This is a genomic window from Streptomyces sp. NPDC005435 (assembly GCF_040703155.1).
GTDB lineage: Bacteria > Actinomycetota > Actinomycetes > Streptomycetales > Streptomycetaceae > Streptomyces.
In genome coordinates, this window is sequence record NZ_JBEXEQ010000002.1 from 159,648 (window position 1) to 182,477 (window position 22,830).

Annotated in this window: 19 protein-coding genes and 2 tRNA genes; 12 read left to right on the top strand and 9 right to left on the bottom strand. The window is 72.6% G+C overall.

What is annotated here, in order from left to right:
- Nucleotides 1-16 precede the first annotated feature (16 nt).
- Nucleotides 17-538, bottom strand: a complete 522-nt coding sequence (locus AB0898_RS03755) for an NUDIX hydrolase (RefSeq protein WP_366801182.1) — start codon at nucleotides 536-538, stop codon at nucleotides 17-19.
- Nucleotides 535-1,980: a zinc-dependent metalloprotease gene (locus tag AB0898_RS03760; RefSeq protein ID WP_366801183.1), complete on the bottom strand. Its 1,446-nt coding sequence runs from the start codon at nucleotides 1,978-1,980 to the stop codon at nucleotides 535-537. The genes AB0898_RS03755 and AB0898_RS03760 overlap by 4 nt, the downstream gene beginning before the upstream one ends.
- 191 nt (nucleotides 1,981-2,171) lie before the next feature.
- On the opposite strand from AB0898_RS03760, the gene AB0898_RS03765 reads away from it, so the two are divergent.
- From AB0898_RS03765 to AB0898_RS03780, 4 genes are all read left to right on the top strand, one after another.
- On the top strand, nucleotides 2,172-3,284 hold the full coding sequence (locus AB0898_RS03765) for an SDR family oxidoreductase (protein ID WP_366801184.1): 1,113 nt from the start codon (nucleotides 2,172-2,174) through the stop codon (nucleotides 3,282-3,284).
- 96 nt (nucleotides 3,285-3,380) lie between these two features.
- Nucleotides 3,381-3,842, top strand: coding sequence for a molybdenum cofactor biosynthesis protein MoaE (locus AB0898_RS03770; RefSeq protein WP_366801185.1), 462 nt, complete (start codon nucleotides 3,381-3,383; stop codon nucleotides 3,840-3,842).
- Nucleotides 3,843-4,010: 168 nt separating this feature from the next.
- Nucleotides 4,011-4,166 carry a hypothetical protein gene (locus AB0898_RS03775; protein ID WP_366801387.1) on the top strand — a complete coding sequence of 52 codons (156 nt, stop codon included), beginning with the start codon at nucleotides 4,011-4,013 and terminating at the stop codon, nucleotides 4,164-4,166.
- A gap of 50 nt (nucleotides 4,167-4,216) precedes the next feature.
- Nucleotides 4,217-5,314 carry a PDZ domain-containing protein gene (locus AB0898_RS03780; RefSeq protein ID WP_366801186.1) on the top strand — a complete coding sequence of 366 codons (1,098 nt, stop codon included), beginning with the start codon at nucleotides 4,217-4,219 and terminating at the stop codon, nucleotides 5,312-5,314.
- Between the two features lie 1,738 nt (nucleotides 5,315-7,052).
- Here the strand turns inward: AB0898_RS03780 and AB0898_RS03785 are convergent.
- Nucleotides 7,053-7,595: a PPA1309 family protein gene (locus tag AB0898_RS03785; RefSeq protein ID WP_366801187.1), complete on the bottom strand. Its 543-nt coding sequence runs from the start codon at nucleotides 7,593-7,595 to the stop codon at nucleotides 7,053-7,055.
- A 163-nt stretch (nucleotides 7,596-7,758) separates the two neighbouring features.
- On the opposite strand from AB0898_RS03785, the gene AB0898_RS03790 reads away from it, so the two are divergent.
- The 4 genes from AB0898_RS03790 to AB0898_RS03805 all read left to right on the top strand — a co-directional run bounded on the left by AB0898_RS03790 (nucleotide 7,759) and on the right by AB0898_RS03805 (nucleotide 12,934).
- Nucleotides 7,759-10,638, top strand: a complete 2,880-nt coding sequence (locus AB0898_RS03790) for a UPF0182 family protein (RefSeq protein ID WP_366801371.1) — start codon at nucleotides 7,759-7,761, stop codon at nucleotides 10,636-10,638.
- 41 nt (nucleotides 10,639-10,679) lie between these two features.
- Nucleotides 10,680-10,753 (top strand) — tRNA-Met (locus tag AB0898_RS03795).
- 206 nt (nucleotides 10,754-10,959) lie between these two features.
- Nucleotides 10,960-12,777 (top strand): tetratricopeptide repeat protein, encoded by a 1,818-nt coding sequence (locus AB0898_RS03800; RefSeq protein ID WP_366801188.1) that lies wholly within the window; start codon nucleotides 10,960-10,962, stop codon nucleotides 12,775-12,777.
- An 83-nt stretch (nucleotides 12,778-12,860) separates the two neighbouring features.
- A tRNA-Met gene (locus AB0898_RS03805) sits at nucleotides 12,861-12,934 on the top strand.
- A 108-nt stretch (nucleotides 12,935-13,042) separates the two neighbouring features.
- On the opposite strand, the gene AB0898_RS03810 is transcribed toward AB0898_RS03805, so the two are convergent.
- The 3 genes from AB0898_RS03810 to hisN form a co-directional block, all read right to left on the bottom strand.
- Nucleotides 13,043-13,462, bottom strand: a complete 420-nt coding sequence (locus AB0898_RS03810; RefSeq protein WP_366801189.1) for a Fur family transcriptional regulator — start codon at nucleotides 13,460-13,462, stop codon at nucleotides 13,043-13,045.
- 97 nt (nucleotides 13,463-13,559) lie between these two features.
- On the bottom strand, nucleotides 13,560-13,958 hold the full coding sequence (locus AB0898_RS03815; RefSeq protein WP_366801190.1) for a CBS domain-containing protein: 399 nt from the start codon (nucleotides 13,956-13,958) through the stop codon (nucleotides 13,560-13,562).
- A gap of 205 nt (nucleotides 13,959-14,163) precedes the next feature.
- Nucleotides 14,164-14,964 (bottom strand): histidinol-phosphatase, encoded by an 801-nt coding sequence (gene hisN, locus AB0898_RS03820; protein ID WP_366801191.1) that lies wholly within the window; start codon nucleotides 14,962-14,964, stop codon nucleotides 14,164-14,166.
- 245 nt (nucleotides 14,965-15,209) lie between these two features.
- Between hisN and AB0898_RS03825 the strand changes: the two genes are divergently transcribed.
- Nucleotides 15,210-15,815 (top strand): TetR/AcrR family transcriptional regulator, encoded by a 606-nt coding sequence (locus AB0898_RS03825; protein WP_366801192.1) that lies wholly within the window; start codon nucleotides 15,210-15,212, stop codon nucleotides 15,813-15,815.
- Nucleotide 15,816: 1 nt separating this feature from the next.
- Here AB0898_RS03825 and AB0898_RS03830 read toward each other — a convergent pair whose 3' ends face one another.
- Complete coding sequence (locus tag AB0898_RS03830) at nucleotides 15,817-17,514, bottom strand: ABC transporter family substrate-binding protein (protein WP_366801193.1); 1,698 nt, start codon at nucleotides 17,512-17,514, stop codon at nucleotides 15,817-15,819.
- 177 nt (nucleotides 17,515-17,691) lie between these two features.
- Here AB0898_RS03830 and AB0898_RS03835 point away from each other — a divergent pair, with 177 nt between their 5' ends.
- Genes AB0898_RS03835 through AB0898_RS03845 form a run of 3 tightly spaced genes read left to right on the top strand, consistent with a single transcriptional unit; the run spans nucleotide 17,692 to nucleotide 21,373 of the window.
- Entirely contained in the window at nucleotides 17,692-18,675 is a 984-nt protein-coding gene (locus tag AB0898_RS03835; protein WP_366801194.1) for an ABC transporter permease, read from the top strand.
- Entirely contained in the window at nucleotides 18,672-19,571 is a 900-nt protein-coding gene (locus AB0898_RS03840; RefSeq protein ID WP_366801195.1) for an ABC transporter permease, read from the top strand. Before AB0898_RS03835 ends, AB0898_RS03840 begins: the two co-directional genes overlap by 4 nt.
- On the top strand, nucleotides 19,568-21,373 hold the full coding sequence (locus tag AB0898_RS03845) for an ABC transporter ATP-binding protein (protein ID WP_366801196.1): 1,806 nt from the start codon (nucleotides 19,568-19,570) through the stop codon (nucleotides 21,371-21,373). The genes AB0898_RS03840 and AB0898_RS03845 overlap by 4 nt, the downstream gene beginning before the upstream one ends.
- Nucleotides 21,374-21,407: 34 nt before the next feature.
- Here the strand turns inward: AB0898_RS03845 and AB0898_RS03850 are convergent, their stop codons facing one another.
- Entirely contained in the window at nucleotides 21,408-21,731 is a 324-nt protein-coding gene (locus tag AB0898_RS03850) for a multidrug efflux SMR transporter (RefSeq protein WP_161181474.1), read from the bottom strand.
- 84 nt (nucleotides 21,732-21,815) lie between these two features.
- Nucleotides 21,816-22,826 carry a ribosome small subunit-dependent GTPase A gene (gene rsgA, locus AB0898_RS03855; protein ID WP_366801197.1) on the bottom strand — a complete coding sequence of 337 codons (1,011 nt, stop codon included), beginning with the start codon at nucleotides 22,824-22,826 and terminating at the stop codon, nucleotides 21,816-21,818.
- Nucleotides 22,827-22,830: the final 4 nt, after the last annotated feature.

Here is a 22,830-nt window from a genome sequence, read left to right on the forward strand (position 1 = left end):
ACCCGGTCACCGTCGTTCAGAGCCGGGCGCGGGTCGCCTCAAGGAGGCGTACGACCGAGTCGTCGGCCACCTCGGCCACCTCGTCGTAGCCGAACCAGCGCAGGTCCAGCGACTCGTCGCTGATCGCGTGCTCGGCACCGCGCGGGGCGAGGAACGCGTACTGCACGTCGTAGTGCCAGTGGCAGGGGGCCGGGATCGGATGCCGGTCCAGGCGCACCGGGCCGCCGGGCAGCAGGGTCAGGCCCTCGACGCCGGACTCCTCGGTGGCCTCGCGCAGGGCCGCCTCCGCCAGGGTCGCGTCGCCCGGCTCGCAGTGGCCGCCCATCTGGAGCCACATCCGCAGCTTCCTGTGCAGCGTGAGCAGCACCCGGTCGTGCTCCGGGTCGATCACCAGGGCGCTCGCCGTCACATGACCCGCGTGGCAGGCCTTCCACATGCCGTCCGGGTGGGCGGCCAGATGCTCCAGATAGGCGTCGCGCAGCTCGCCCTGGTCCGCGTACTCCTTGAGGACGTGGACCGCGTCGTCGTACAGGCTCACTCGGTCTCGTCGCCCTTGCTCTCGCCGTTCTCGTCCTTCTTGAGGTCGGGCTTCGGCGCGCCGCCGCCCGCCGCCTCGCCGAGCATCTTGTCCAGCTCGGAGAAGTCCAGCTGCTCGCGGTGGACGAAGCCGTCCGGGTCGTCCAGGTCGGTCGCCGTCGGCAGCATGTCCGGGTGGTGCCACAGGGCGTCCCGGCCGTCCACCCCGCGCGCGTCCGTGAGCGAGGCCCACAGGCGGGAGGCGTCGCGCAGCCGGCGCGGCCGCAGCTCCAGGCCGATCAGCGTGGCGAAGGTCTGCTCGGCCGGACCACCGCTCGCGCGGCGGCGGCGCAGCGTCTCGCGCAGCGCGTCGGCGGACGACAGACGCGGCTTGGCGGCCGTGTGGACCACCGCGTCCACCCAGCCCTCGACCAGCGCCAGCGCGGTCTCCAGACGGGCCAGGGCCGCCTTCTGCGCGGGCGTGTCCTCGGGCTGGAACATGCCCTGCTGCAGCGCGTCCTGCAGCTGCTCGGGGTTCTGCGGGTCGAACTGGCCGACCACGTCCTCCAGCTTGGCGGTGTCGACCTTGATCCCGCGCGCGTACCCGTCGACCGCGCCGAACAGGTGCGAGCGCAGCCACGGCACGTGCGCGAACAGCCGCTGGTGGGCCGCCTCGCGCAGGGCCAGGTACAGCCGCACCTCGTCCTTGGCGACGCCCAGGTCCTTGCCGAACGTCTCCATGTTGACCGGGAGCAGCGCGGCCTGGCCCACCGGGCCGAGCGGCAGGCCGATGTCGGTCGAGCCGACGACCTCGCCCGCGAGCACGCCGACGGCCTGGCCGATCTGGGTGCCGAACATCGCGCCGCCCATGGAGCGCATCATGCCGATCAGCGGGCCCGCCATGGCCTGCATCTCCTCCGGCAGGACGTCGCCCATGGCCGCGCCGACCCGCTCGGCGACCGGGTCGACCAGTTCCTTCCAGGCCGGGAGCGTGGCCTCGACCCACTCCGCGCGCGACCAGGCCACGGCCGTGTTCGCACCGGAGGGCAGCGAGGTCGCGTCGTCCAGCCACAGGTCGGCCAGGCGCACGGCCTCCTGCACGGCGGAGCGCTCGGCGGGGCCGACGCTCGCGTCCTTGACGCCGTCAGGGGTGCCCTGGGCGACCGTCTGGCGGGCGATCTGCTTGGCCATGTCCCAGTTCACCGGGCCGCCCTCGTACGAGAGCATCTGGCCCAGCTGCTGGAAGGCCGCGCCCAGGTCGGTGGGGTTCAGGGAGCCGAACATCGCGGCGAGCGGATTGTCGGCGCCGGGGCCGCCAAAGCCACCGGCTCCCGGCAGGCCGCCGAAACCGAAGGGGTTGGCCGGTCCCTGCCCACCACCGCTCTGCTGGTCCTTCTTCTTGCCCTCGTCGCCGTCTTCCGGCTCCTCCGGCGGAAGGCCGAATCCGAATGGGGTGTCACTCACGGGGTTCCTCGGCTGGTAAGGCCACCGGTTTCCTCCGGCGGCGCGGCTGCCCGACTTCACCACCCAGCGTAGACACCCGGACCGGATTGGGCCTCGGTGCTTCGCCCACGCAAGGGCTGCGGCAGGATGGATGCACCTGGTACGCGCGCGTCGTCCGCGCCCGTACTGAAGACAACCGCTGGAGACGCCCGGTGAGTTCCCCAGATCCGCAGGTTCGCGCAGCGCGAAACCCGTCCTCCCCGTCCGCCGTGCGCGGTCCCGTCGTCGCGGTCACCGGCGCGGCGGGCGGGGTCGGCGCGCTGCTCACGGAGCGGCTCGCCGCGAGCGAGGAGGTCCGGCAGGTCGTCGCCATCGACGAGCGGCGCGGGGAGTGCGCGGACGCGGTGTGGCACATCCTCGACGTGCGCGACCCCGCCATCGCGGACAAGCTGCGCGGTGTCGACGTGGTCGTGCACCTCGCGCTCGACCTGGACCTCGGCAGCGATCCGGCCGCCCGCACCGCCTACAACGTCCGGGGGACGCAGACCGTGCTGACGGCCGCCGCCGCGGCCGGTGTCCGCCGGGTGGTGCTGTGCACGTCGGCCATGGTCTACGGCGCGCTCCCGGACAACGAGCTGCCGCTGTCGGAGGACGCCGAGCTGCGCGCGACGGCCGAGGCCACCGGCGTCGCCGACCTGCTGGAGATCGAGCGTCTGGCCCGGCGCGCGCCCCGGGCGCACCCCGGCCTCAACGTCACCGTGGTCCGCCCCGCCGTCCTGGTCGGTGGCACCGACACCGCGCTGACCCGCTACTTCGAGTCGCCCCGGCTGCTGGTCGTGGCCGGGTCGCGGCCCGCGTGGCAGTTCTGCCACGTCGAGGACCTGTGCACGGCGCTCGAATACGCCGTCCTGGAGAAGGTGGACGGGGAACTCGCCGTCGGCTGCGACGGCTGGCTGGAGCAGGAGGAGGTCGAGGAGCTGAGCGGCATCCGGCGCATGGAGCTGCCCTCGGCCGTCGCGCTCGGCGCCGCCGCCCGGCTGCACCGGATCGGCCTCACCCCGTCCCCGGCGGGCGACCTGGCGTACACGATGTACCCCTGGGTGGTCAGCGGCAGCAGGCTGCACGCCGCCGGGTGGCGGCCGCGCTGGACCAACGAGGAGGTCCTCGCGGAGCTCCTTGAGGAGGTCGCCGGGCGGCACACGGTCGCGGGCCGGCGGCTCGGCCGCAAGGACGCGACGGCGGCGGGCGCCGCGGGCGCGACGGTCGCCCTCCTGGGCGCGGCGGCGGTGGTCCGCCGGGCCCGCAGGGCACGCCGCCTCCTCTGACGGCACTTCCTCCGTAAACCCCTCCCCGGCATCGCCTGCTCCCATCGGCCGAGCCTCGCGTTCCCGCATGTCCGGGCCGTGCGGCACCATGGATACATGGCACCCACGAACGATCACCCCGGCGAGCAGGCCGCTGAGAACCCCGTCAAGCTGACCGGCATCCGGGACACCCCGCTCTCGGTCGACGAGGTGTACGCGGCGGTCGGCGACGCGGCCGCCGGCGGCATCTCGCTGTTCGTGGGCACGGTGCGCAATCACGACCAGGGCGCCGACGTGGACGCGCTCGGCTACTCCTGCCACCCCAGCGCCGAGGACGAGATGCGGCGCATCGCCGAGAAGGTCGCCGCCGAGTACCCGGTGCGGGCGCTCGCCGTCGTCCACCGGGTGGGTGACCTGGGCGTCGGGGACCTCGCGATCGTCGCCGCCGTGTCGTGCCCGCACCGCGCCGAGGCGTTCGAGGCGTGCCGCCGGCTCGTCGACGACATCAAGCACCAGGTGCCGATCTGGAAGCACCAGAGGTTCTCCGACGGCACCGAGGAGTGGGTCGGCGCCTGCTGATCATCGTCGCGCGCCTGCTGATCATCGTCACATTGGGCCAACCGGGTCCTCCGCTTGCGTAACCGGTGCCCTGGCGTGAGCGTTATGAGTGCGAACGGTTAATCTGCTGATCACTCAGTTCGCGGACACTCATGGGGTTGGGAGGTCGGCATGGCGGCGCTCGCCTGGTTGCTGATTCCGGTTGTCGCCGCTGTCGTGGCGAGCCTGTGGGGAAGCTGGGCCAACCGGACCCGCAGGGCCCGCAGCGACGGGCCCGAGCTGGACGGATACGCCCGTTTCCGCGAGGCCATGGAGAAGTCCCGTACGGGTGCCCGCGGCGCCTGACAGGGGTGCCCTGACGGTGCGCTGACAGGCCGGTCCCGTACTGTCGTGCCATGCCACGCCGCACCGCGACGATGCTCGCCTCCACCCTGATGCTGATCGCGCTCCTGTGCGCGGGGGTGCTCATCCCCGTGCCGTACGCGGAGATGTCGCCGGGGCCGACCGTGAACACGCTCGGGGAGCACGACGGCGAGCCGGTCCTCCAGATCGCGGGGCGCAAGACCTATCCGACGGACGGTCATCTGAACATGACCACCGTCCGGGTCACCAGTGCCGACTTCCGTATGAACCTGGTGCAGGCGGTCTACGGGTGGCTGGCGCACGACAGCAAGATCGTGCCGCACGACACGCTCTACCCGGACGGCAAGACCGAGGAGCAGTCCACCCAGGAGAACGCCGAGGAGTTCAGCCAGTCGCAGGAGAGCGCCAAGGTCGCCGCCCTGGAGGAGCTGAAGGTCCCGGTCAAGTCCTGGGTGATCGTCTCCACGGTGATCAAGGACTCCCCGGCCGAGGGCAGGCTGCACGCCGGTGACGTGATCAAGGCCGTGGACGGCACCGCGGTCAAGCAGCCCTCCGACGTCGCCAAGCTGGTGACCCGGCACAAGCCCGGCCAGAAGGTCGTCTTCACGGTCGTCCCGGCCAAGGAGCAGGCCGCCGCGGAGAAGGCGCACAAGGACGCGACCAAGACGCAGGACGTCACGATCACGACGGCCACGTCCGACGACACCGGCACCAAGCGGGCCATCGTCGGCATCTCCGCCGGGACCGACCACACCTTCCCGTTCAGCATCGACATCAAGCTGGCGGACGTCGGCGGTCCCAGCGCCGGTCTGATGTTCGCGCTCGGCATCTACGACAAGCTGACCCCGGGCAGCCTCACCGGCGGCCGGTTCGTCGCGGGCACCGGCACGATCGACGACTCCGGCACGGTCGGGCCGATCGGCGGCATCGAGATGAAGACGGTCGGCGCCCGCGACAAGGGCGCCCGCTACTTCCTCACCCCCGCCGACAACTGCGCGGCCGCCGCCGCGGACACCCCGAGCGGTCTCACCCTGGTCAAGGTCAAGACCATCCACGACGCCCTCGCCGCCCTGAAGGACATCCGCACCGGCGACACGGCCGCGCTCCCGAAGTGCACGACAAAGGGCTGACCGGGAGCCGCCGACGCCCGAACCCCCGCAACTGACGTCCCGAGGACCGACCCACCGAGGCCGGCGTGCGCGTCCGCGGTGCCGGGACCGGGTACGCCAAGATCGCGGCGCCGGGGCGACCTACCGGGGCCGCCCCGACGTGCCCCGAACCCCGTACCGGGGCCGCCGCGCTGGAGCCGACGCCTTCGCGCTGGCCCCGTGCCCGGGTCGACGTGCTGAGGCCGCCGTACTGACTGCCGGCCGCGCTGGGCTCCGCCTCGGGGTCGGCGTCCTCGTGCCGGCCTCGTGGCCCGTACCGGGGTCGGTCGCCGTGCTGGGGCCGCCGTACTGACTGTCGGCCGCGCTGGGCTCCGCCTCGGGGCCGATGTCCTCGTGCCGGCCTCGTGGCCCGTACCCGGGTCGCCGTGCTGGGGCCGCCGTACTGATTGCCGGCCGCGCTGGTCCTCGCCTCGGGGGGCAACGTCCTCGTGCCGGCCTCGTGGGCCCCGTATCGGGGGGGGCGCCGTGCTGAGGCCGACGTGCCGACTGCCGGCCGCGCTGGGCTCCGCCCCGGGTTCGATGTCCTCGGGTCGGCCCCGGGGCCCCGTACCGGGGTCGGTTGCCGTGCTGAGGCGGACGTTCTGACTGCTGGCTGTGTTGGCCCCGCCCCGGGGCCGACGTCCTCGCGTCGGCCTCGGGCCCCGTATCGGGGGGTCGCCGTGCTGGGGCCGACGTACCGACTGCCGGCCGCGCTGGGCTCCGCCCCGGGTTCGATGTCCTCGGGTCGGCCCCGGGGCCCCGTACCGGGGTCGGTTGCCGTGCTGAGGCGGACGTTCTGACTGCTGGCTGTGTTGGCCCCGCCCCGAGGTCGACGTCCTCGGGGCGGCCTCGGGCCCCGTACAGGGGGGGCGCCGTCCTGAGGCCGACGTACCGACTGCCGGCCGCGCTGAGCCCGCCCCGGGGCCGACGCCCTCGCGCCAGCCCCGTGCCCCGTACGCGGGTCGCCGTGCCCCGGGCTGCCGTGCGGGCGATGCGTCGAGCACTCGTATCGAGGCCCCCGGGATCGGCGCCCCGCACCGGCCTCCGCCCTCCCGCCGGGGCCGCGTTGCCGGAGGCGACCGCTGGGGCTGACGCGCCCGGACGCCATGCCACGACGCCCCGAGCACCGCCGCAGAACCGACGCCCCCCGGAAGCGCCGCAGGTAAGCGGCACCGCAGGCAAGCCGCGTCGCCGTGGAACCGACGCCCCCGGAAGTGCCGCAGGCGAGCGGCACTGCCGTGGACCCTCCCCGAGGCGCCGCAGGCAAGCTGCACCCCCGTGCCCCCCGAGGCGCCGCAGGCAAGCGGCGCCGCAGGCAAGGGGCGCCGCCGTGGAACCGACGCCCCCGGAAGCGCCGCAGGCAAGCTGCACCCCCGTGGCCCCCCGAAGCGCCGCAGGCAAGCCGTGCCGCAGGCAAGCCGCGTCGCCGTGGAACCGACGCCCCCGGAAGTGCCGCAGGCGAGCGGCACTGCCGTGGACCCTCCCCGAGGCGCCGCAGGCAAGCTGCACCCCCGTGCCCCCCGAGGCGCCGCAGGCAAGCGGCGCCGCAGGCAAGGGGCGCCGCCGTGGAACCGACGCCCCCGGAAGCGCCGCAGGCAAGCCGTGCCGCAGGCAAGCCGTGCCGCAGGCAAGCCGTGCCGCAGGCAAGCCGTGCCGCAGGCAAGCCGCACCGCCGTGGGCCGCCGAAGCGCCGCAGGCAAGCCGCGTCGCCGGTGGCCCCTCAGTCCTCGAACGTCGCCGTCAGGGCCTCCGCCAGGCCCGGGACCAGGTCGGGGCCGGTCAGGACCTCGGTGGGGGAGTCCTTTTCGCGGAGGCGGATCGCGGAGTCGCGGGTGCCGTCGCGCAGGACGGCGACCGTCATGCGGACCTCCTGGCGCTCGGGGTGGGAGGCGACCCACTTGGCGAGCTTGGCGCCGGTCAGCCCCTGGGGGACCTGGTTCTCGGCGGAGGGCGGAAGCATCTGGCGTTCGACCGTGAGCGCGCAGCCGGTCACGGCGCCGGGCCAGGCGATGGTGGCGAGGAACTCGTCGAGCGGACGGTCGGCGGGCACCTCTTCCTGTTCGATGGGCGTGAGCCCCGTCTCACCGGTGTCGTCGGCCAGGCCCAGCTGGGCCGCGAGCGCGGGTTCCGAGGTCCGCAGCCGTGCGGTGTCGACGAGGGCGAAGAGGCGGGCGGGCTGGTCCCAGCCGAGGCCGGAGGCGTACTCGTCGATCTCAAGGACGGCCCGGGTGAGCGGGTTCGCCGCCATGGGAGTGTTGGACATGGTCACAATCCTGCCTCGTTCCCGGCCGGAATCGGGAACCGAGCAAACCGTGAGTAAGTTGCATAGGTGGGGGCCCGCGATCACGGGGGGCCGCCAAGGGCCCGCGAACACGAGGGTCTGACGGATCGACAGCGACTTCGAGGTGCGCACCTTGGCTTTCCAGATGCCGGACCGCGGCGGAGGCCCGACAGGGCCGCGGACGAGAGGGGACCGCCCGTCCCGGCGGGTGAGGACCCTGCTCGTGACGCTGGGCGTCCTGGCCGCACTCGGCATGGCCTTCACCATGTTCGCGGGCTTCTGGACGGACTGGCAGTGGTACCGCTCGGTGCACTACGCGTCGGTCTTCACCACCACCCTGTGGACCAAGACCGGCCTGTTCTTCGTCTTCGGCCTGCTGATGGCCCTCGCGGTGGGCTTCAACATCTGGCTCGCACACCGGCTGCGTCCCCCGCTCAGCGCCATGTCCATGGAGCAGCAGAGCCTCGACCGCTACCGGATGGGCATCGCGCCGTACAAGACCTGGCTGCTGCTCGCCATCACCGCGCTGGTCGGCCTGATCGCCGGCGCGTCGGCGGCCGGCCAGTGGCGGACCTGGCTGATGTGGGTCAACGGCGTGCCCTTCCACGAGCGCGACCCGCAGTTCCACCTCGACGTCTCCTTCTACGCCTTCGAGCTGCCCTGGTACCGCTTCCTGCTGGCCTTCGGCTTCGCCGCGACGGTCCTGTCCCTGATCGCCGCCGCGCTCACCCACTACCTGTACGGCGGCCTGCGCGTCACCAGCCCCGGCGCGCGCGCCTCGGGCGCGGCGACCGGCCATCTCTCCGTGCTCCTCGGCGTGTTCGTGACCCTGAAGGCGGTCGCCTACTGGCTCGACCGGTACGGCCTCGCGGTGAAGTCCAGCGGCTTCAAGGCCACGGACAACTGGACCGGTCTGCGCTTCGTGGACGCCAACGCCTATCTCCCGGCCAAGACGATCCTGTTCTGCATCGCCGTGATCTGCGCGCTGCTGTTCTTCGCCACCCTGTGGCGGCGCACCTGGCAGCTGCCCGTCATCGGCTTCGGCCTCATGGTGCTCTCCGCCATCCTGATCGGCGGTCTCTACCCGGCCATCGTGCAGAAGTTCCAGGTCCAGCCCAACGAGCAGGCCAAGGAAGCGCCGTACGTCCAGAAGAACCTCACGGCGACCCGCAAGGCGTACGGCATCGACCGCACCGACGTCACCGGGTACCCGGGCAAGGCCGCGACCTCCGACAAGACCCTGCTGCGCGACCAGGTCGGCGACACGGCCAGCATCCGCATCATGGACCCGAACGTGGTCTCGCCGACCTTCCAGCAGAGCCAGCAGATCTGGGACTACTACGGCTTCCCGAAGAACCTGGACGTCGACCGGTACACCACCAAGGACGGCAAGGACCAGGACACCGTCCTCGGCCTGCGCGAGCTGGACCTGAGCGGCATCCCGAAGCACAACTGGATCAACGACCACTTCCGCTACACCCACGGCTACGGCGTGGTCGCCGCCAAGGGCACCGCGGCCGACGACAAGGGCCGCCCGGTCTTCATCGAGAAGAACCTGCCCTCCACGGGCGAGCTCGGCGAGTACCAGCAGGAGGTCTACTACGGCGAGAAGACCACCACGTACTCCATCGTGGGCGGTCCGCAGAAGGAGATCGACTACTCCGACGCCAAGGGCGAGAAGGACACCAGCTACCGGGGCGACAGCGGTGTCTCCCTCGCCGGCCCGCTCAACCGGGCCGCGTACGCGGTGGCGTTCAACGAGCCGCAGATCCTGTACTCCGGGGCCATCGGCAAGGGCTCGCGCATCCTGTACAACCGCACGCCCAAGGACCGCGTCGAGGCCGTCGCCCCCTGGCTGACCATCGACGGCGACGCCTACCCGGCCGTGGTCGACGGACGCATCCAGTGGATCGTGGACGCCTACACGACCTCCAACGGCTTCCCCTACGCCTCGCGCACCACGCTCGGGGACACCACGGCCGACTCGCTGACCGCCACCAACAACTCCCGCGCGGTGGTGGCCCAGCAGAACCAGGTCAACTACATCCGCAACTCGGTCAAGGCGACGGTGGACGCCTACACCGGCGAGGTCAAGCTGTACCAGTGGGACACCGAGGACCCGGTGCTCAAGACCTGGATGAAGGCCTTCCCGCACACGGTCGAGCCCCGCGCCGACATCCCGGCCGCGCTGATGGCCCATCTGCGGTACCCGCAGGACCTGTTCAAGGTCCAGCGCGAACTGCTGAGCCGCTACCACGTGACGGACGCGAAGACCTTCCTCAGCGGCAACGAGGTGTGGCAGGTCCCGAACGACCCGACCAACGACTCCCGCAGCGCGGTCCCGCCGTACTACCTGACCATGAAGATGCCCGACCAGAAGGACCAGGCGTTCTCGCTGACGACCACCTTCACGCCCAACGGCCGGGACAACCTCAGCGCGTTCATGGCGGTGGACTCCGACCCGAGCTCCGGTGACTACGGCCGGATCAGAATCCTGAAGCTGCCCACGAGCACCACTGTGGACGGTCCCGAACAGGTGCAGAGCCAGTTCAACTCCGAGCCGAGCATCGCCGAGCAGATCGCCCTGCTCAGCAAGGGCCACTCGCAGGTCGAGTACGGCAACCTGCTCACGGTCCCGCTCGACGGCGGCCTGCTCTACGCGGAGCCGGTCTACGTGCGCGGCGGCAAGCTGAAGTACCCGCTGCTGCGCAAGGTGCTCGTCACCTACGAGGGCAAGACCGCCTTCGAGGACACGCTGGACAAGGCGCTGGACAAGGTGTTCGGGGTGAAGGGGAGCGCGGAGCCGCCGGGCAGCGGCACCACCGAGCCGCCGAAGTCGGAGAACCCCACGGTCCGGCAGGCCCTGGACGACGCCCAGAAGGCGTTCGACGCCGGACAGAAGGCGCTCAAGGACGGCCCCGACTGGGATGCGTACGCCAAGGCGCAGAAGGATCTCCAGGAGGCGCTGCGCAAGGCCGAGGAGGCCCAGGCCGCGCCCGTGAAGCCCGCCAAGCCGGCGAGCTGACCGGCACCGCCCCGCGTCGTGGTACGGTTGCAACACAACGACGCGGGGTGGAGCAGCTCGGTAGCTCGCTGGGCTCATAACCCAGAGGTCGCAGGTTCAAATCCTGTCCCCGCTACTGAAGACGAAGGCCCGGATCTCACACGAGATCCGGGCCTTCGTGGTGTGCGAACCCATGTACGGGGGGCCGAACCGGCCCTGTCGCCATGGGGAGTTGGCGGAACTGTGTTTGACTTGTCTCTCTGTGGGCATGTCGACAAAACGCTGAAGTGACCTCACGGACTGCGGTACACCGGGTGTACCCAGGTTGCAGGTGGTGCGACGATGGACGTTATGGGGGACAAGGCAACTCTGTTCGGAACGGGGCGATTTGCACAGCCTTCGGGCGAGGAGCCGTCCATCGACGAGACGGGGGAAGCCGCCGAGGAAGTGCGCCTGCGCATGGCGGCGCGCACCGGAGACGCCGAGGCGGCCAGCCTCCTCGGGGCCATCCTGCTGCGCCGGGGCGATCTGGACGGCGCCGAACCGCAGCTGAGAGCCGCGAGCGCGGCCGGTGACCGGGCCGCCGCCAACAACCTCGGCGTCCTGCTGCACCAGCGCGGCTATCCCGACGAGGCCGCCGGCTGGTGGCGTATCGCCGCCGTGGCCGGCTCGGCCGCCGCCGCGCACGCGCTCGGCCGTCACCACCGCGAGCGCGGCGACGAGCCCGCCGCCGAGTACTGGCTGCGCCAGTCCGCCGAGCAGGGCCATGTGCTGGGCGCCTACGCGCTCGCCGATCTCCTGGAGCACCGGGGGGACGCCGACGCCCGGCGCTGGATGCGGGCCGCCGCCGAACGCGGCCACCGCGAGGCCGCCTACCGTCTCGCGCGCGCCCTCGACCTCAAGGCCGACCTCGGACTCGGGCGCCCCGGCACGGACCGCGAGGACCTCGCCGAGGCCGAGCAGTGGTACCGGCAGGCGGCCGCGCGCGGCCACCACCTCGCCGCCCTGCACCTCGGCGGCATCCTGGAGCGGCGCGGCGAGCTGAAGGAGGCCGGCCGCTGGTATCTGACCGCCGCCAAGGAGGGCGAGTCCCGCGCCGCCTGCGCGCTCGCCTTCCTGCTGCGCGACGCGGGCGACACCGAGGGCGCCGCCATGTGGTGGCTGCGCGCCGCCCAGGGCGGCGACGGCAACGCGGCCAACGCGCTCGGCGCACTGCACGCCGAGCGCGGCGAGACCCAGACCGCCGAGCGCTGGTACCGGGCCGCCCTGGACGCCGGCGACGACAACGGCGCCTACAACCTCGGCCTGCTCTGCGCCGAGCAGGGCCGCACCGCCCAGGCCGAGCAGTGGTACCGGCGCGCCGCCTACGCCGGGCACCGGGAGGCCGCCAACGCGCTGGCCATCCTGCTGCTCCAGGTCGGCGACACCCGGGGCGCCGAGCCCTGGTTCTCCAAGGCCGCCGAGGCCGGCAGCGTGGACGCCGCCTTCAACCTCGGCATCCTGCACTCCGGGCGCAGCACCGAGGAGGACGCCGCGAGCGCCCTGCGCTGGTACGAGCGGGCGGCCGCGGCGGGGCACACCGAGGCCGCGCTCCAGGTCGGCATCGCCCGGCTGCGCGAGGGCGACGAACAGGCCGCAGAACGGTATCTGCGCTGCGCCGCGGGGGGCGGCAGCGCCGAGGCCGCCTACCGGCTGGCCGCCGTGCTCGACGCCCGCCGGCCGCCGGAGCCCGCGCACGAGCTGGGCGAGATCACGCACGACAAGACCGAGTGCGAGGAGTGGTACGAGCGGGCCGCCTGCCTCGGGCACCGGCGCGCGCAGGTACGGGTCGGCATGCTCGCTGCGGCCCGGGGCGACGTCGTCGAGGCCGCGCGCTGGTACCGGGAGGCCGCCGAGGCGGGCTCCCGCAACGGCGCCTTCAACCTCGGCCTGCTGCTGGCCCGCGAGGGCAGCGAGCCGGAGGCCGCGGTCTGGTGGGAGCGTGCCGCCGGCGCGGGCCACGGCCGCGCGGCGCTGCGCCTCGCGTTGGTCTGCGCCCGGCGCGGTGAGCTGGACGCGGGTCAGCGCTGGGCCGACCGGGCCGTGGAACTGGGGCCGGAGGAGGTCGCCCGGCGCGCGGCGCGGCTGCGGGACGCGCTGCGGGAGGAGCTGTCCGCGTGACCTGGGCGAACGGCCTCGCCGAGGGGTCGTGCGCAATGGATTTGCCTCACCGGGCAGGTCTCGCGTAGTGTCATATTCATCGACGCGGGGTGGAGCAGCTCGGTAGCTCGCTGGGCTCATAACCCAGAGGTCGCAGGTTCAAATCCTGTCCCCGCTACTGAAGCCCGAGGGCCGGAATCCAGAGATGGATTCCGGCCCTCGGTCGTTGTGCGTGCGGACATGAGTGCGCCGCCCCCCCCCGAGGGGAGCGGCGGCGAAGGTGCGGTCAGGCGGCGGCCGAGCAGTCCGGGCACAGTCCCCGGTACGTCACCTCGACGTCCGAGACCGTGAAGCCGAAGCGCTCGGTGTCGGGGAGGTCGGTCAGCGGGTCGCCGGTCGGGTGTACGTCGCGGATCGCGCCGCAGCGGGCGCAGACCAGGTGATGGTGCGGACGGTGCGCGTTGGGGTCGTAGCGCTTGGCGCGGCGGTCCGTGGAGACTTCGAGGACCTCGCCGAGCGAGACCAGCTCGCCCAGCGTGTTGTAGACGGTCGCGCGGGAGATCTCCGGCAGCTTGGCCACCGCGCGCGCGTGGACCTCGTCGGCGGTCAGATGGACGTGCTCTCCGTCGAGAACCTCGGCCACGACGCGGCGCTGCGCGGTCAGGCGCCAGCCGCGTCCACGCAGCCGTTCCAGAAGGTCACTCATGGCAGCCAGCGTAACAGCCGCCTGGTCAGATCCCGAACAGGTGTGATTTTGGAACCTGAATCATCCTGGACTCGATCCAATGCGGAGAGAGCGGGGTTCAGAGGGCCGGTTCGGGCTCCCGGGCGGGTGCCCAGCAGCGGATGATGTCGCGGACCGAGACGATGCCGACGGGCTCGCCGCCGTCCAGGACGACCAGGTGCCGGAAGCCGCCGTGCGTCATGGCGCGGGCCGCCTCCCGCAGCGTCCAGCCCGGGGCGGCGAAGACGACGGCGGTGGTGGTGGCGTGCGCCTGGACGGTCTCCGTGTCGGGGTTCTGGCCGAGGCCGACGGAGTTCAGGATGTCGCGCTCGGTGAGGATGCCGGTGCCGCCGGCGTCGGGGTCGAGGACCACGGCGGCGCCGACGCGGCGCGCGGACATCAGGGCGGCTGCCTGGCGGAGGGTGTGGGCGGGGCCGACGGTGAGGACCACCGTGCTCATGGCGTCACGGACGAGCATGGGATGGAGCCACCTCCTCGGAACCCGGGCGCGAGGCGCGGATTCACGAATTCACAAGTGGGGTCGCTTCCCAGACTGCCAGGTAAAGAGGGGGTCAACAAGGGGGCGCGTGCGGCCGCCGGCGGGCGTGCGGGGCACGCCGGGCGCCGGGGCGGTCTCAGCCGTGCCGTCGACGGGCCCGGCCGCAGCGCTGGAGGGTGGCGGCTCAGTCGCGCTGGTTGAGATACCCCAGCAGCTCTTCGTGCAGCGGGCCGTTGGAGGCCGCCGCGTTGCCGCTGTGCGGCCCGTGCCTGCCGTCGAGGCCCGTGAACGTGCCGCCCGCCTCGGTGACGATGATCGCGTTGGCGGCCATGTCCCACAGGGACAGCTCCGGCTCCGCGCAGAGGTCCACGGCGCCCTCGGCCACCATCATGTACGGCCAGAAGTCGCCGTACGCGCGCGTGCGCCACACCGCCCGGGTCAGGTCCAGGAAGCCGCCGAGGCGCCCCTGGTCCTCCCAGCCGGTCAGCGAGGAGTACGCGAAGGAGGCGTCCGCGAGCCGTTCCACGCCGGAGACGTGGATGCGGGACGCGGAGGTCAGGCTGCGCCCGGTGAAGGCGCCGTGCCCCTCGGCGGCCCACCAGCGGCGCCCGAGAGCCGGGGCGGAGACCAGGCCCACGACCGGCCGGAAGCCGCCCTCGCCCGCCTCCATCAGCGAGATCAGCGTCGCCCACACGGGGACGCCGCGCACGTAGTTCTTGGTGCCGTCGATGGGGTCGATCACCCAGCGGCGCGGCCCGGTGCCCTCGACGCCGTACTCCTCGCCGAGGACCGCGTCGCGCGGGCGGGCCCGCTGGAGCTGGCCGCGCAGGATCTCCTCGGCCGCCTTGTCCGCCTCGCTCACCGGCGTCATGTCCGGCTTCGTCTCCACCTTCAGGTCGAGCGCCTTGAAGCGGGCCATGGTCGCGGCGTCGGCCGCGTCCGCGAGAACGTGGGCGAGGCGCAGGTCGTCGAGATAGTCCGGCATGTGACGAACGGTATCGGCCAGGGCCGCAACCGGGCCACATGGGGGTGCGCGCGGGTGGTGTGGGGATACCGCGCGAAGGTGTGTGCGGCCACCACAGGACGGTCCGCGCAGGTGTGCGGAGGACCAGGGGGCGCGCGGAACGGCGCGCTGTCCGAAGCGCGCCCCCTGGGGCCTCCCGGCCCCTTGACAGTGCCCCGGCGCGCGTCAAACCTGGGCGCAGAGTCGCTCGCCCCAGGGAGACGATGATGCCCGCAGCCCGGGAATCGCTGCTGGACGCCGCGTTCACCGCACTCACCCGCAGGCCGTGGTCCGCGGTGCGCATGGTCGACGTGGCCGCGTCCGCCGGGGTGTCCCGGCAGACCCTCTACAACGAGTTCGGCAGCAAGGACGGCCTGGCCAGGGCGCTGGTCCGGCGGGAGGCCGACGGCTATCTCGCCGGGGTGGAGCGGGCGCTCGCCGCGCACGCCGACCCGCACGAGCGGCTCACCGCCACCGCCGAGTGGACGGCGTCCGCCGCCCGGGACAACGTGCTGGTGCGGGCCATGCTCACCGGCTGCTGGAGCGAGCGGCTGCCCGCGCCGGTGCTGTCCGGGGTGCCGTCCTCCTCCGCCGTCCCGGCGCAGCGCCGGGCGGACGGCCCGCTGCCCTCGCCCGGCGACCTCCTGCGGATCGTGCGCGACCGGGCGGTCACCGCGCTGTCCGCGCCCGGCGCCGCCCCCGCCGACGTGGCCGAACTCGCCTTCTCCTGCGAGCTGGCGGCCCGTATCGCGCTGTCCTGCGTGGCGGTGCCGCCGGGTGCGGGCGGCATGGCGGGGCTCATCGGCGGCGCCCTGCGCGGGCGCCGGCCGTGAGCTACTTCCCGGCCTTCTTCAGCCAGCCGACCTTGGTGTAGTCGACGTCCGCGAGGCCCTCCGCGCCGTAGTTGGCGAGGTCGGAGCGTACGGCGTTGATCTGCGGCCGCTGGTACAGCTCGATGGAGTGGCCCAGCCGCCAGATCTCGGTGTCGGCCTCGTTGTACAGCCTGGCCGCCTCGGCGCGGTCGGTGCTCTGGCCCGCCTTCTTCAGCAGGGCGTCGATCTTCGGGGAGCCGACCGAGCCGAAGTTCTGGAAGAGGTTGCGGCCGCGCGGCTGCTGGAAGACCGGGGTCAGCGTGGTGAGGAAGACGGCGTCGACGTTGCGGAAGCTGGTCAGGTCGAAGTCGCCGCGGTTCACGAACCGGCTGAAGTAGTCGTTGGCCGGGACCTTCTTCAGGTTCACCTTGATCCCGGCCTGGGCCAGCTGCTGCTGCACCAGCTCGGCCTGGTCGAACTGGGCGGAGGTGCCGCCGGAGCTGAGGACGTAGTCCAGGGTGAGCTGCTTGCCGCCCTTGGTGCGCGGCCTGCCCTCGCCGTTGTCCTTCCAGCCGGCCGCGTCGAGCAGCTTGCCCGCCGCCTTCGGGTCGTAGGTCGCGTAGCCGCCCGAGGTGTCGCGGTAGCCCTGCTGGTTGGGCATGAAGAAGTGGTTGTCGAGCGGGGCCAGCCGGAAGGCGAGGTCCTTCGCGAACGCCTCGTTGACGCCCTTGCGGTCGACGGCGTGCTGGACCGCCTGGCGCACCCGCAGGTCCTTCAGCGGCCCGCGCGCGCCGTTGAGCGTGATGTGCACCTCGTCCCAGCGCGCGCCCCGCCGGATGTCCGTGTCCGGCGCCTTCACCAGCCGCTGGTAGTCCTCGGGCAGCAGCGCGTTCGCGGAGTCCAGCTCCTTGTTGAGATACGCCTCCGTGCGGGCGCTGAAGTCGATGACGCGGTTGACGATCGTGTCCAGCTTCGGCTTGTTCCCCCACCACTTGGGGTCGCGCACGAGGGTGATGGTCTGCGTGGTCCTGTCGTAGGAGCCGATCTTGAACGCGTTCCCGGTGACGGGCGCCTTCTCGGACCAGCCCTTGTTGAACTGCTTCGGGGTGCTGGTGTACTTCGCCGGGTAGAGCGGGTCGAACAGCCGCTGCCAGTCGGCGTACGGCGAGGAGAAGGTGATCTTCACCGTGTGCGCGTCGCCGCCCTGGGCCACCTTCGCGATCTGGTCGTAGCCCGAGCTGTCGGCCGCCTCGTACGCCTGGTCGTGGCCGTTGAGGGCCTGCCACTGGGCGCGGAAGTCGCGCCAGCCGAGCGGGGTGCCGTCGGACCACTTCGCCTTCGGGTTCAGCCGGTACTCGACCGTCTGCGGGGAGGTGGAGGTGACCTTCGCGGAGACCAGGAAGTCGGGGTTGGCGTGGATCGCGCCCCTGGCGTCGGAGTGGAAGAGGTGGGGCAGCACCGTGCGGGCGATCTCCTGGGCGTCGCCCTGGGCGCCGTCGACGGTGTTGATGTTGTACTGCGTGATCCACTGGGAGATCGCCAGGTTCAGCCGGCCGCCCTGTCTGATGCCGGAGAGCGGACGGGCGTTGATGTCCTGGCCGTCGGCCCGGGGCGCCGCCTTCTTGTGCGCGGCGGTGTGGTCCGGGGAGCCGCAGCCGGACACCAGCGACGCGACGGCCGCCGTGGCGGCGATCCAGGCTGCGGCGGAGGCGTGACGCATGGCGGTGTCCTTTGCGGGGTCGGCGGAATCTCCCGGACCGGGCGGCGGGGCCCGGCCGTGCCGGGCGGACCCGACGGGCAGAACGTAGAACGGCGCACGACCGCCGGGGGAGGGCTCCCGGATTTCTGACATGTTCTCTTCACGTTGCCGCAACAAGAGGACTGGACCATTTCTGACGTGCTCTCCTACCTGGCCAAACGCCTCGGCTACCACGCCGTGCTGCTGCTGGCCGCCGTCTGCCTGTCGTACGTCCTCGCCTCCCTGGCGCTCGATCCGCGCGCTGCCTACGAGGGCCGGCAGCCGCCGCTGTCCGCGAGCGCCGTGGACCACCACCTCACCGAGCTGGGCGTCAACGACCACGAGCCGCTGCGCGACCGTTTCCTGCACTGGGGCGGCCGCGCCCTGCGCGGCGACCTCGGCGAGACCATCGACGGCACCTCCGTCGACGCCGAGTTCGGGCGGCGCGTCGGGGTCAGCCTGCGGCTGCTGCTTGCGGGCACCGTCCTCGGCACGGCCACCGGGGTGCTGGCCGGGGCGTGGACGGCGGCGCGGCAGTACCGGTTCGGCGACCGCGCGCTCACCGTCGTCTCCTTCGCGCTGCTGTCCACCCCCGTCTTCCTGCTGGCGATCCTGCTGAAGACCGGCGCCATCTGGGTCAACCAGACGACCGGCACCGACCTGCGGTTCACCGGCGAAGAGACCCCCGGCCTGACCGGCGGCTTCTGGGCCGTCCTCGGCGACCGCGCCGGGCATCTGCTGCTGCCCACCCTCTCCGTCGCCCTGTTCGCCGCCGCGGGCTACAGCCGCTACCAGCGCAGCACCATGCTCGACGTGCTCGGCTCCGACTTCCTGCGCACCGCCCGCGCCAAGGGGCTCGGCCGCCGCACGGTCCTGCTCCGGCACGGGCTGCGCACCGCCCTCGTGCCCATGGCGACCTACTTCTCCTACGGCTTCCTCGCCCTGTTCACCGGCGCCGCCTTCACCGAGACGATCTTCGGCTGGCACGGCATGGGCGAGTGGTTCGTGGCGTCCATCGGCAAGAACGACGTCAACTCCGTCGTCGCCGTCAACGTGTTCGCCGCCGTCACCGTGCTCCTGTCCGGCTTCCTCGCCGACCTGCTGCACGCCGCCCTCGATCCCCGCGTACGGCAGGCCCGATGACCACCACCCTCACCCCCGTCCCCGCCCCTGCCGCGAAGGTCCCGGCGGGCCGTGCGGCCCTGGTGCTGCGCCGCTTCACACGGCACCGGGCCGCGCTCGCCGGAGCTCTCGTGCTCGCGCTGCTCTTCCTGCTCGCCTTCGCCGGGCCGTACCTCACCCCGTGGTCCTACAGCCACGTCGACTACGGCGCACTGCGCGCCGCCCCCGGCGCCGACCACTGGTGGGGCACCAACCGGATCGGCCAGGACGTGTTCGCGCAGACCGTGCGCGGGCTGCAGAAATCCCTGGTCATCGGGTTGCTGGTGGCTGTCCTGTCCACCGGGCTCGCCTCGCTGGTGGGCGCCTGCGCGGGTTACTTCGGCGGCTGGGCCGACCGGCTGCTCACCTTCGCCGTCGACCTGCTGCTCGTCTTCCCCTCCTTCCTGATCATCGCCATCGTCTCGCCCCGGCTGCGCTCCGGCGGCTGGTTCGCCTTCGTCGGACTGCTCGCCGTCTTCGGCTGGATGATCACCGCACGGGTCGTACGGTCCATGACGCTCAGCCTCAAGGAGCGCGAATTCGTGCGCGCCGCGCGGTACATGGGCGTCGGACCCTTCCGGATCATCTGGCGGCACGTCCTGCCCAACGTCGCCTCCTTCCTGATCATCGACGCCACCATCCAGGTCGGCGGCGCGGTGATGAGCGAGACCGCGCTGTCCTACTTCGGCTTCGGCGTCCAGCCGCCCGACGTGTCCCTCGGCACCCTGATCGCCTCCGGCACGGGCGCGGCCGTGACCTACCCGTGGATGTTCTTCTTCGCCGCCGGACTGCTCGTCGTCCTCGTCCTCGCGGTCAACCTCGTCGGCGACGGACTGCGCGACGCCCTGGACCCCACCACCGGGTCGGTGACCCGGTGAGCACACCCCCGCTGCTCCAACTCACCGGACTCGACGTCGACTTCGACGGCAGACCCGCCGTACGCGACGTCCACCTCACCCTCGACCGGGGCGAAGTCCTCGGCCTGGTCGGCGAGTCCGGCTCGGGGAAGTCCGCCACCGCCCTCGCGGTCCTCGGCCTCCTCCCCGGCAACGCCGTCGCGCGCGGCTCCGTACGCCTCGACGGCACCGAACTCCTCGGCGCGCCCGAGCGCGAGCTGAACGCCGTCCGGGGCCGCCGGATCGCGATGGTGTTCCAGGACCCGCTGTCCGCGTTCACCCCCGTGTACCGCGTCGGCGACCAGATCGCGGAGGCCGTCCGCGCCCACCACGACATCTCCCGCGCCCGCGCCGCCGCCCGCGCCGCCGAACTGCTCGAACTCGTCGGCATCCCCGAACCCGCCCTGCGCGCCCGGGCGTTCCCGCACGAGTTCTCCGGCGGAATGCGCCAGCGCGCCATGATCGCCATGGCCATCGCCAACGACCCCGACGTCCTCCTCGCCGACGAACCCACCACCGCCCTCGACGTCACCATCCAGGCCCAGATCCTCGACGTCCTGCGCACCGCCCAACGCGCCACCGGCGCCGCCATGCTGCTGGTCAGCCACGACCTCGGGGTCATCGCCGGCACCGCCGACCGGGTCGCCGTCATGCGGGACGGCCGCGTGGTCGAACAGGGTACCGCCGAGCAGGTCTACGGCAGCCCGCGCGAGCCCTACACCCGCGAACTGCTCGCCGCCGTACCCCGGTTGGACACCCCGCGCGTCCCCGCGCCCGCCACCGGCCAGCCCGTGCTCACGGTGCGCGGGCTCACCCGCACCTTCCCCGTCCGCACCGGCGCCGTCCTGCGCCGCCGCACCGGCACCGTCCACGCCGTCGACGGGGTCGACCTCGATCTGCGGCGCGGCCAGACCCTGGCCGTCGTGGGGGAGTCGGGCTCCGGCAAGTCGACCACCCTCTTCGAACTGCTCGAACTCGCCGCGCCCGAGGGCGGCACCGTCGAGCTGTTCGGGAAGCGGCTCGGCACCCTCACCCAGGCCGAGCGACGGGAGCTGCGACGGCGCGTCCAGGTCGTCTTCCAGGACCCGATGGCCTCGCTCGACCCCCGGATGCCGGTCGGGGACATCGTCGCCGAACCGCTGCGCGCCCAGGGCGCCGACCGGACGTCCGCCGCCCGCGCGGTACCGGAACTGCTCGCCCGCGTCGGCCTCGACCCCGGCCACGCCGACCGCTACCCGCACGAGTTCTCCGGCGGCCAGCGCCAGCGCGTCGGCATCGCCCGCGCCCTGTCCGTCGCACCCGAACTCCTGCTCCTGGACGAACCCGTCTCCGCGCTCGACGTGTCCGTCCAGGCCGAGGTGCTCGACCTGCTCCAGCGGCTGAAGGAGGAGCTGGGGCTCGCCTATCTGCTCGTCTCCCACGATCTGTCGGTCGTACGGAACATCGCGGACCGGGTCAGCGTCGTCTACCTCGGCCGCACGGTGGAGGCCGGACCCGTCGACGAGGTCTTCGCCCGGCCCCGGCACCCCTACACCCAGGCCCTGCTGTCCGCCGTACCGCTGCCCGACCCGGTGCGCGAGCGGGCACGCCGGCGCATCCTGCTCGCCGGAGACCCGCCGAGCCCCACCCGCCGCTACGACGGCTGCCGCTTCCGGGCCCGCTGCCCGCTCCAGGCCGGGCTGGAGGAGGACGAGCGCGAGCGGTGCGCGCACGAGGTGCCCCGGTTCGAGGGGGACGGCGCCGCCTGCCACTTCCCGCGCGTGCGCGAGGTGCTGCCGACGTGAGGCGGGCCCATCGGACCCAGCGGGCTCGGCGGACCTAGTGCGCCGAGCCCGACAGCTGGAGGCCGATCACCCCGGCGACGACCAGACAGATGGAGACGATCTTCAGCGTGGACACCAGGTCACCGAGGAAGACCATGCCGTAGATCGCGGTGCCCGCCGCCCCGATGCCGGTCCACACGGCGTAGGCGGGACCCACGTCCAGCTTCTTCAGGGAGAGCGTGAGCAGCCCGAAGCTGCCCAGCGCGAACGCGGCGAAGGCGATCGTCGGCCAGAGCCGGGTGAACCCGTGCGAGAGCTTCAGACACACGGCGAAGCCGGTCTCCAGAAGCCCGGCGACGATGACCAGCAGCCACGCCATGTGCTGTCCTCCCGTAGGTCCGGATCTCCGGCTCGGTGCGATTATGCACTTACCGACCCCGGACCCCGGCAAACCACACGAGGCTCAGTCGCCTTCCCTGCGCTCCCGCGTCGACAGCAGCCGGCGCAGCGAGTACAGCCGCGCCGGGTCCGCGTGACCCTCGGCCACCCATGTGTCCAGCGCGCAGTCCGGCTCGTCGTGGCCGCACGCGCGCGGACAGCCCTCGGTGCCCGGCTCCAGGTCCGGGAAGGCGTGGATCACGCGCGAGGGGTCGATGTGCGCGAGCCCGAAGGACCGTACGCCCGGGGTGTCCACGACCCAGCCCCGGCCGTCCGCCAGCGGCAGCGCGAGCGCCGAGGTCGTGGTGTGCCGGCCGCGCCCGGTCACCGCGTTGACATGACCCGTCGTACGCTGCCGGTCCTCCGGGACCAGCGCGTTGACCAGGGTCGTCTTGCCGACGCCGGAGTGCCCGACGAACGCGGTGATCCGGCCGTCCAGATGCTCGCGCACCAGCTCCGCCGCCGCCCCGCTCGCCAGCTCCTCGCGGCTGGTGACCACGTAGGGGATGTCCAGATCGCCGTACAGCTCCAGGAACTTGTCCGGCGAGGCCAGGTCCGACTTGGTCATCACCAGCAGCGGTTCCAGACCGCCGTCGAACGCGGCGACCAGACAGCGGTCGATCAGCCGGGGGCGCGGCTCGGGGTCCGCGAGGGCGGTGACGATCGCGAGCTGGTCGGCGTTGGCCACCACCACGCGCTCGTAGGGATCGTCGTCGTCGGCGGTGCGGCGCAGCACCGAGGCGCGCTCCTCGATGCGGACGATCCGCGCGAGGGTGTCCTTCGTGCCGGACAGATCGCCGACGAGCGCGACCCGGTCGCCCACCACGGCCGCCTTGCGGCCCAGTTCACGGGCCTTCATCGCGGTCACCGTGCGGCCGTCGACCAGACACGTCAGCCGGCCCCGGTCCACGGTGAGGACCATGCCCTCGGCCGCGTCCTCGTGCTTGGGGCGGATATGGGTGCGCGGGCGGTTGCCCTTGCGGTTGGGACGGGTCCGGATGTCGTCCTCGTCGGTGTGCTTGCCGTAGCGGCGCATGGTT

What these genes read in the sequence shown, in the direction of transcription:
- AB0898_RS03810 (WP_366801189.1), bottom strand. Translation starts at nt 13,462, where the DNA reads ATGAGTGACCTTCTGGAACGGCTGCGTGGACGCGGCTGGCGCCTGACC.
- AB0898_RS03770 (WP_366801185.1), top strand. Translation starts at nt 3,381, where the DNA reads ATGGCACCCACGAACGATCACCCCGGCGAGCAGGCCGCTGAGAACCCC.
- hisN (WP_366801191.1), bottom strand. Translation starts at nt 14,964, where the DNA reads ATGCCGGACTATCTCGACGACCTGCGCCTCGCCCACGTTCTCGCGGAC.
- rsgA (WP_366801197.1), bottom strand. Translation starts at nt 22,826, where the DNA reads ATGCGCCGCTACGGCAAGCACACCGACGAGGACGACATCCGGACCCGT.
- AB0898_RS03815 (WP_366801190.1), bottom strand. Translation starts at nt 13,958, where the DNA reads ATGCTCGTCCGTGACGCCATGAGCACGGTGGTCCTCACCGTCGGCCCC.
- AB0898_RS03830 (WP_366801193.1), bottom strand. Translation starts at nt 17,514, where the DNA reads ATGCGTCACGCCTCCGCCGCAGCCTGGATCGCCGCCACGGCGGCCGTC.
- AB0898_RS03840 (WP_366801195.1), top strand. Translation starts at nt 18,672, where the DNA reads ATGACCACCACCCTCACCCCCGTCCCCGCCCCTGCCGCGAAGGTCCCG.
- AB0898_RS03850 (WP_161181474.1), bottom strand. Translation starts at nt 21,731, where the DNA reads ATGGCGTGGCTGCTGGTCATCGTCGCCGGGCTTCTGGAGACCGGCTTC.
- AB0898_RS03790 (WP_366801371.1), top strand. Translation starts at nt 7,759, where the DNA reads ATGCCGGACCGCGGCGGAGGCCCGACAGGGCCGCGGACGAGAGGGGAC.
- AB0898_RS03825 (WP_366801192.1), top strand. Translation starts at nt 15,210, where the DNA reads ATGCCCGCAGCCCGGGAATCGCTGCTGGACGCCGCGTTCACCGCACTC.
- AB0898_RS03780 (WP_366801186.1), top strand. Translation starts at nt 4,217, where the DNA reads ATGCCACGCCGCACCGCGACGATGCTCGCCTCCACCCTGATGCTGATC.
- AB0898_RS03800 (WP_366801188.1), top strand. Translation starts at nt 10,960, where the DNA reads ATGGACGTTATGGGGGACAAGGCAACTCTGTTCGGAACGGGGCGATTT.
- AB0898_RS03785 (WP_366801187.1), bottom strand. Translation starts at nt 7,595, where the DNA reads ATGTCCAACACTCCCATGGCGGCGAACCCGCTCACCCGGGCCGTCCTT.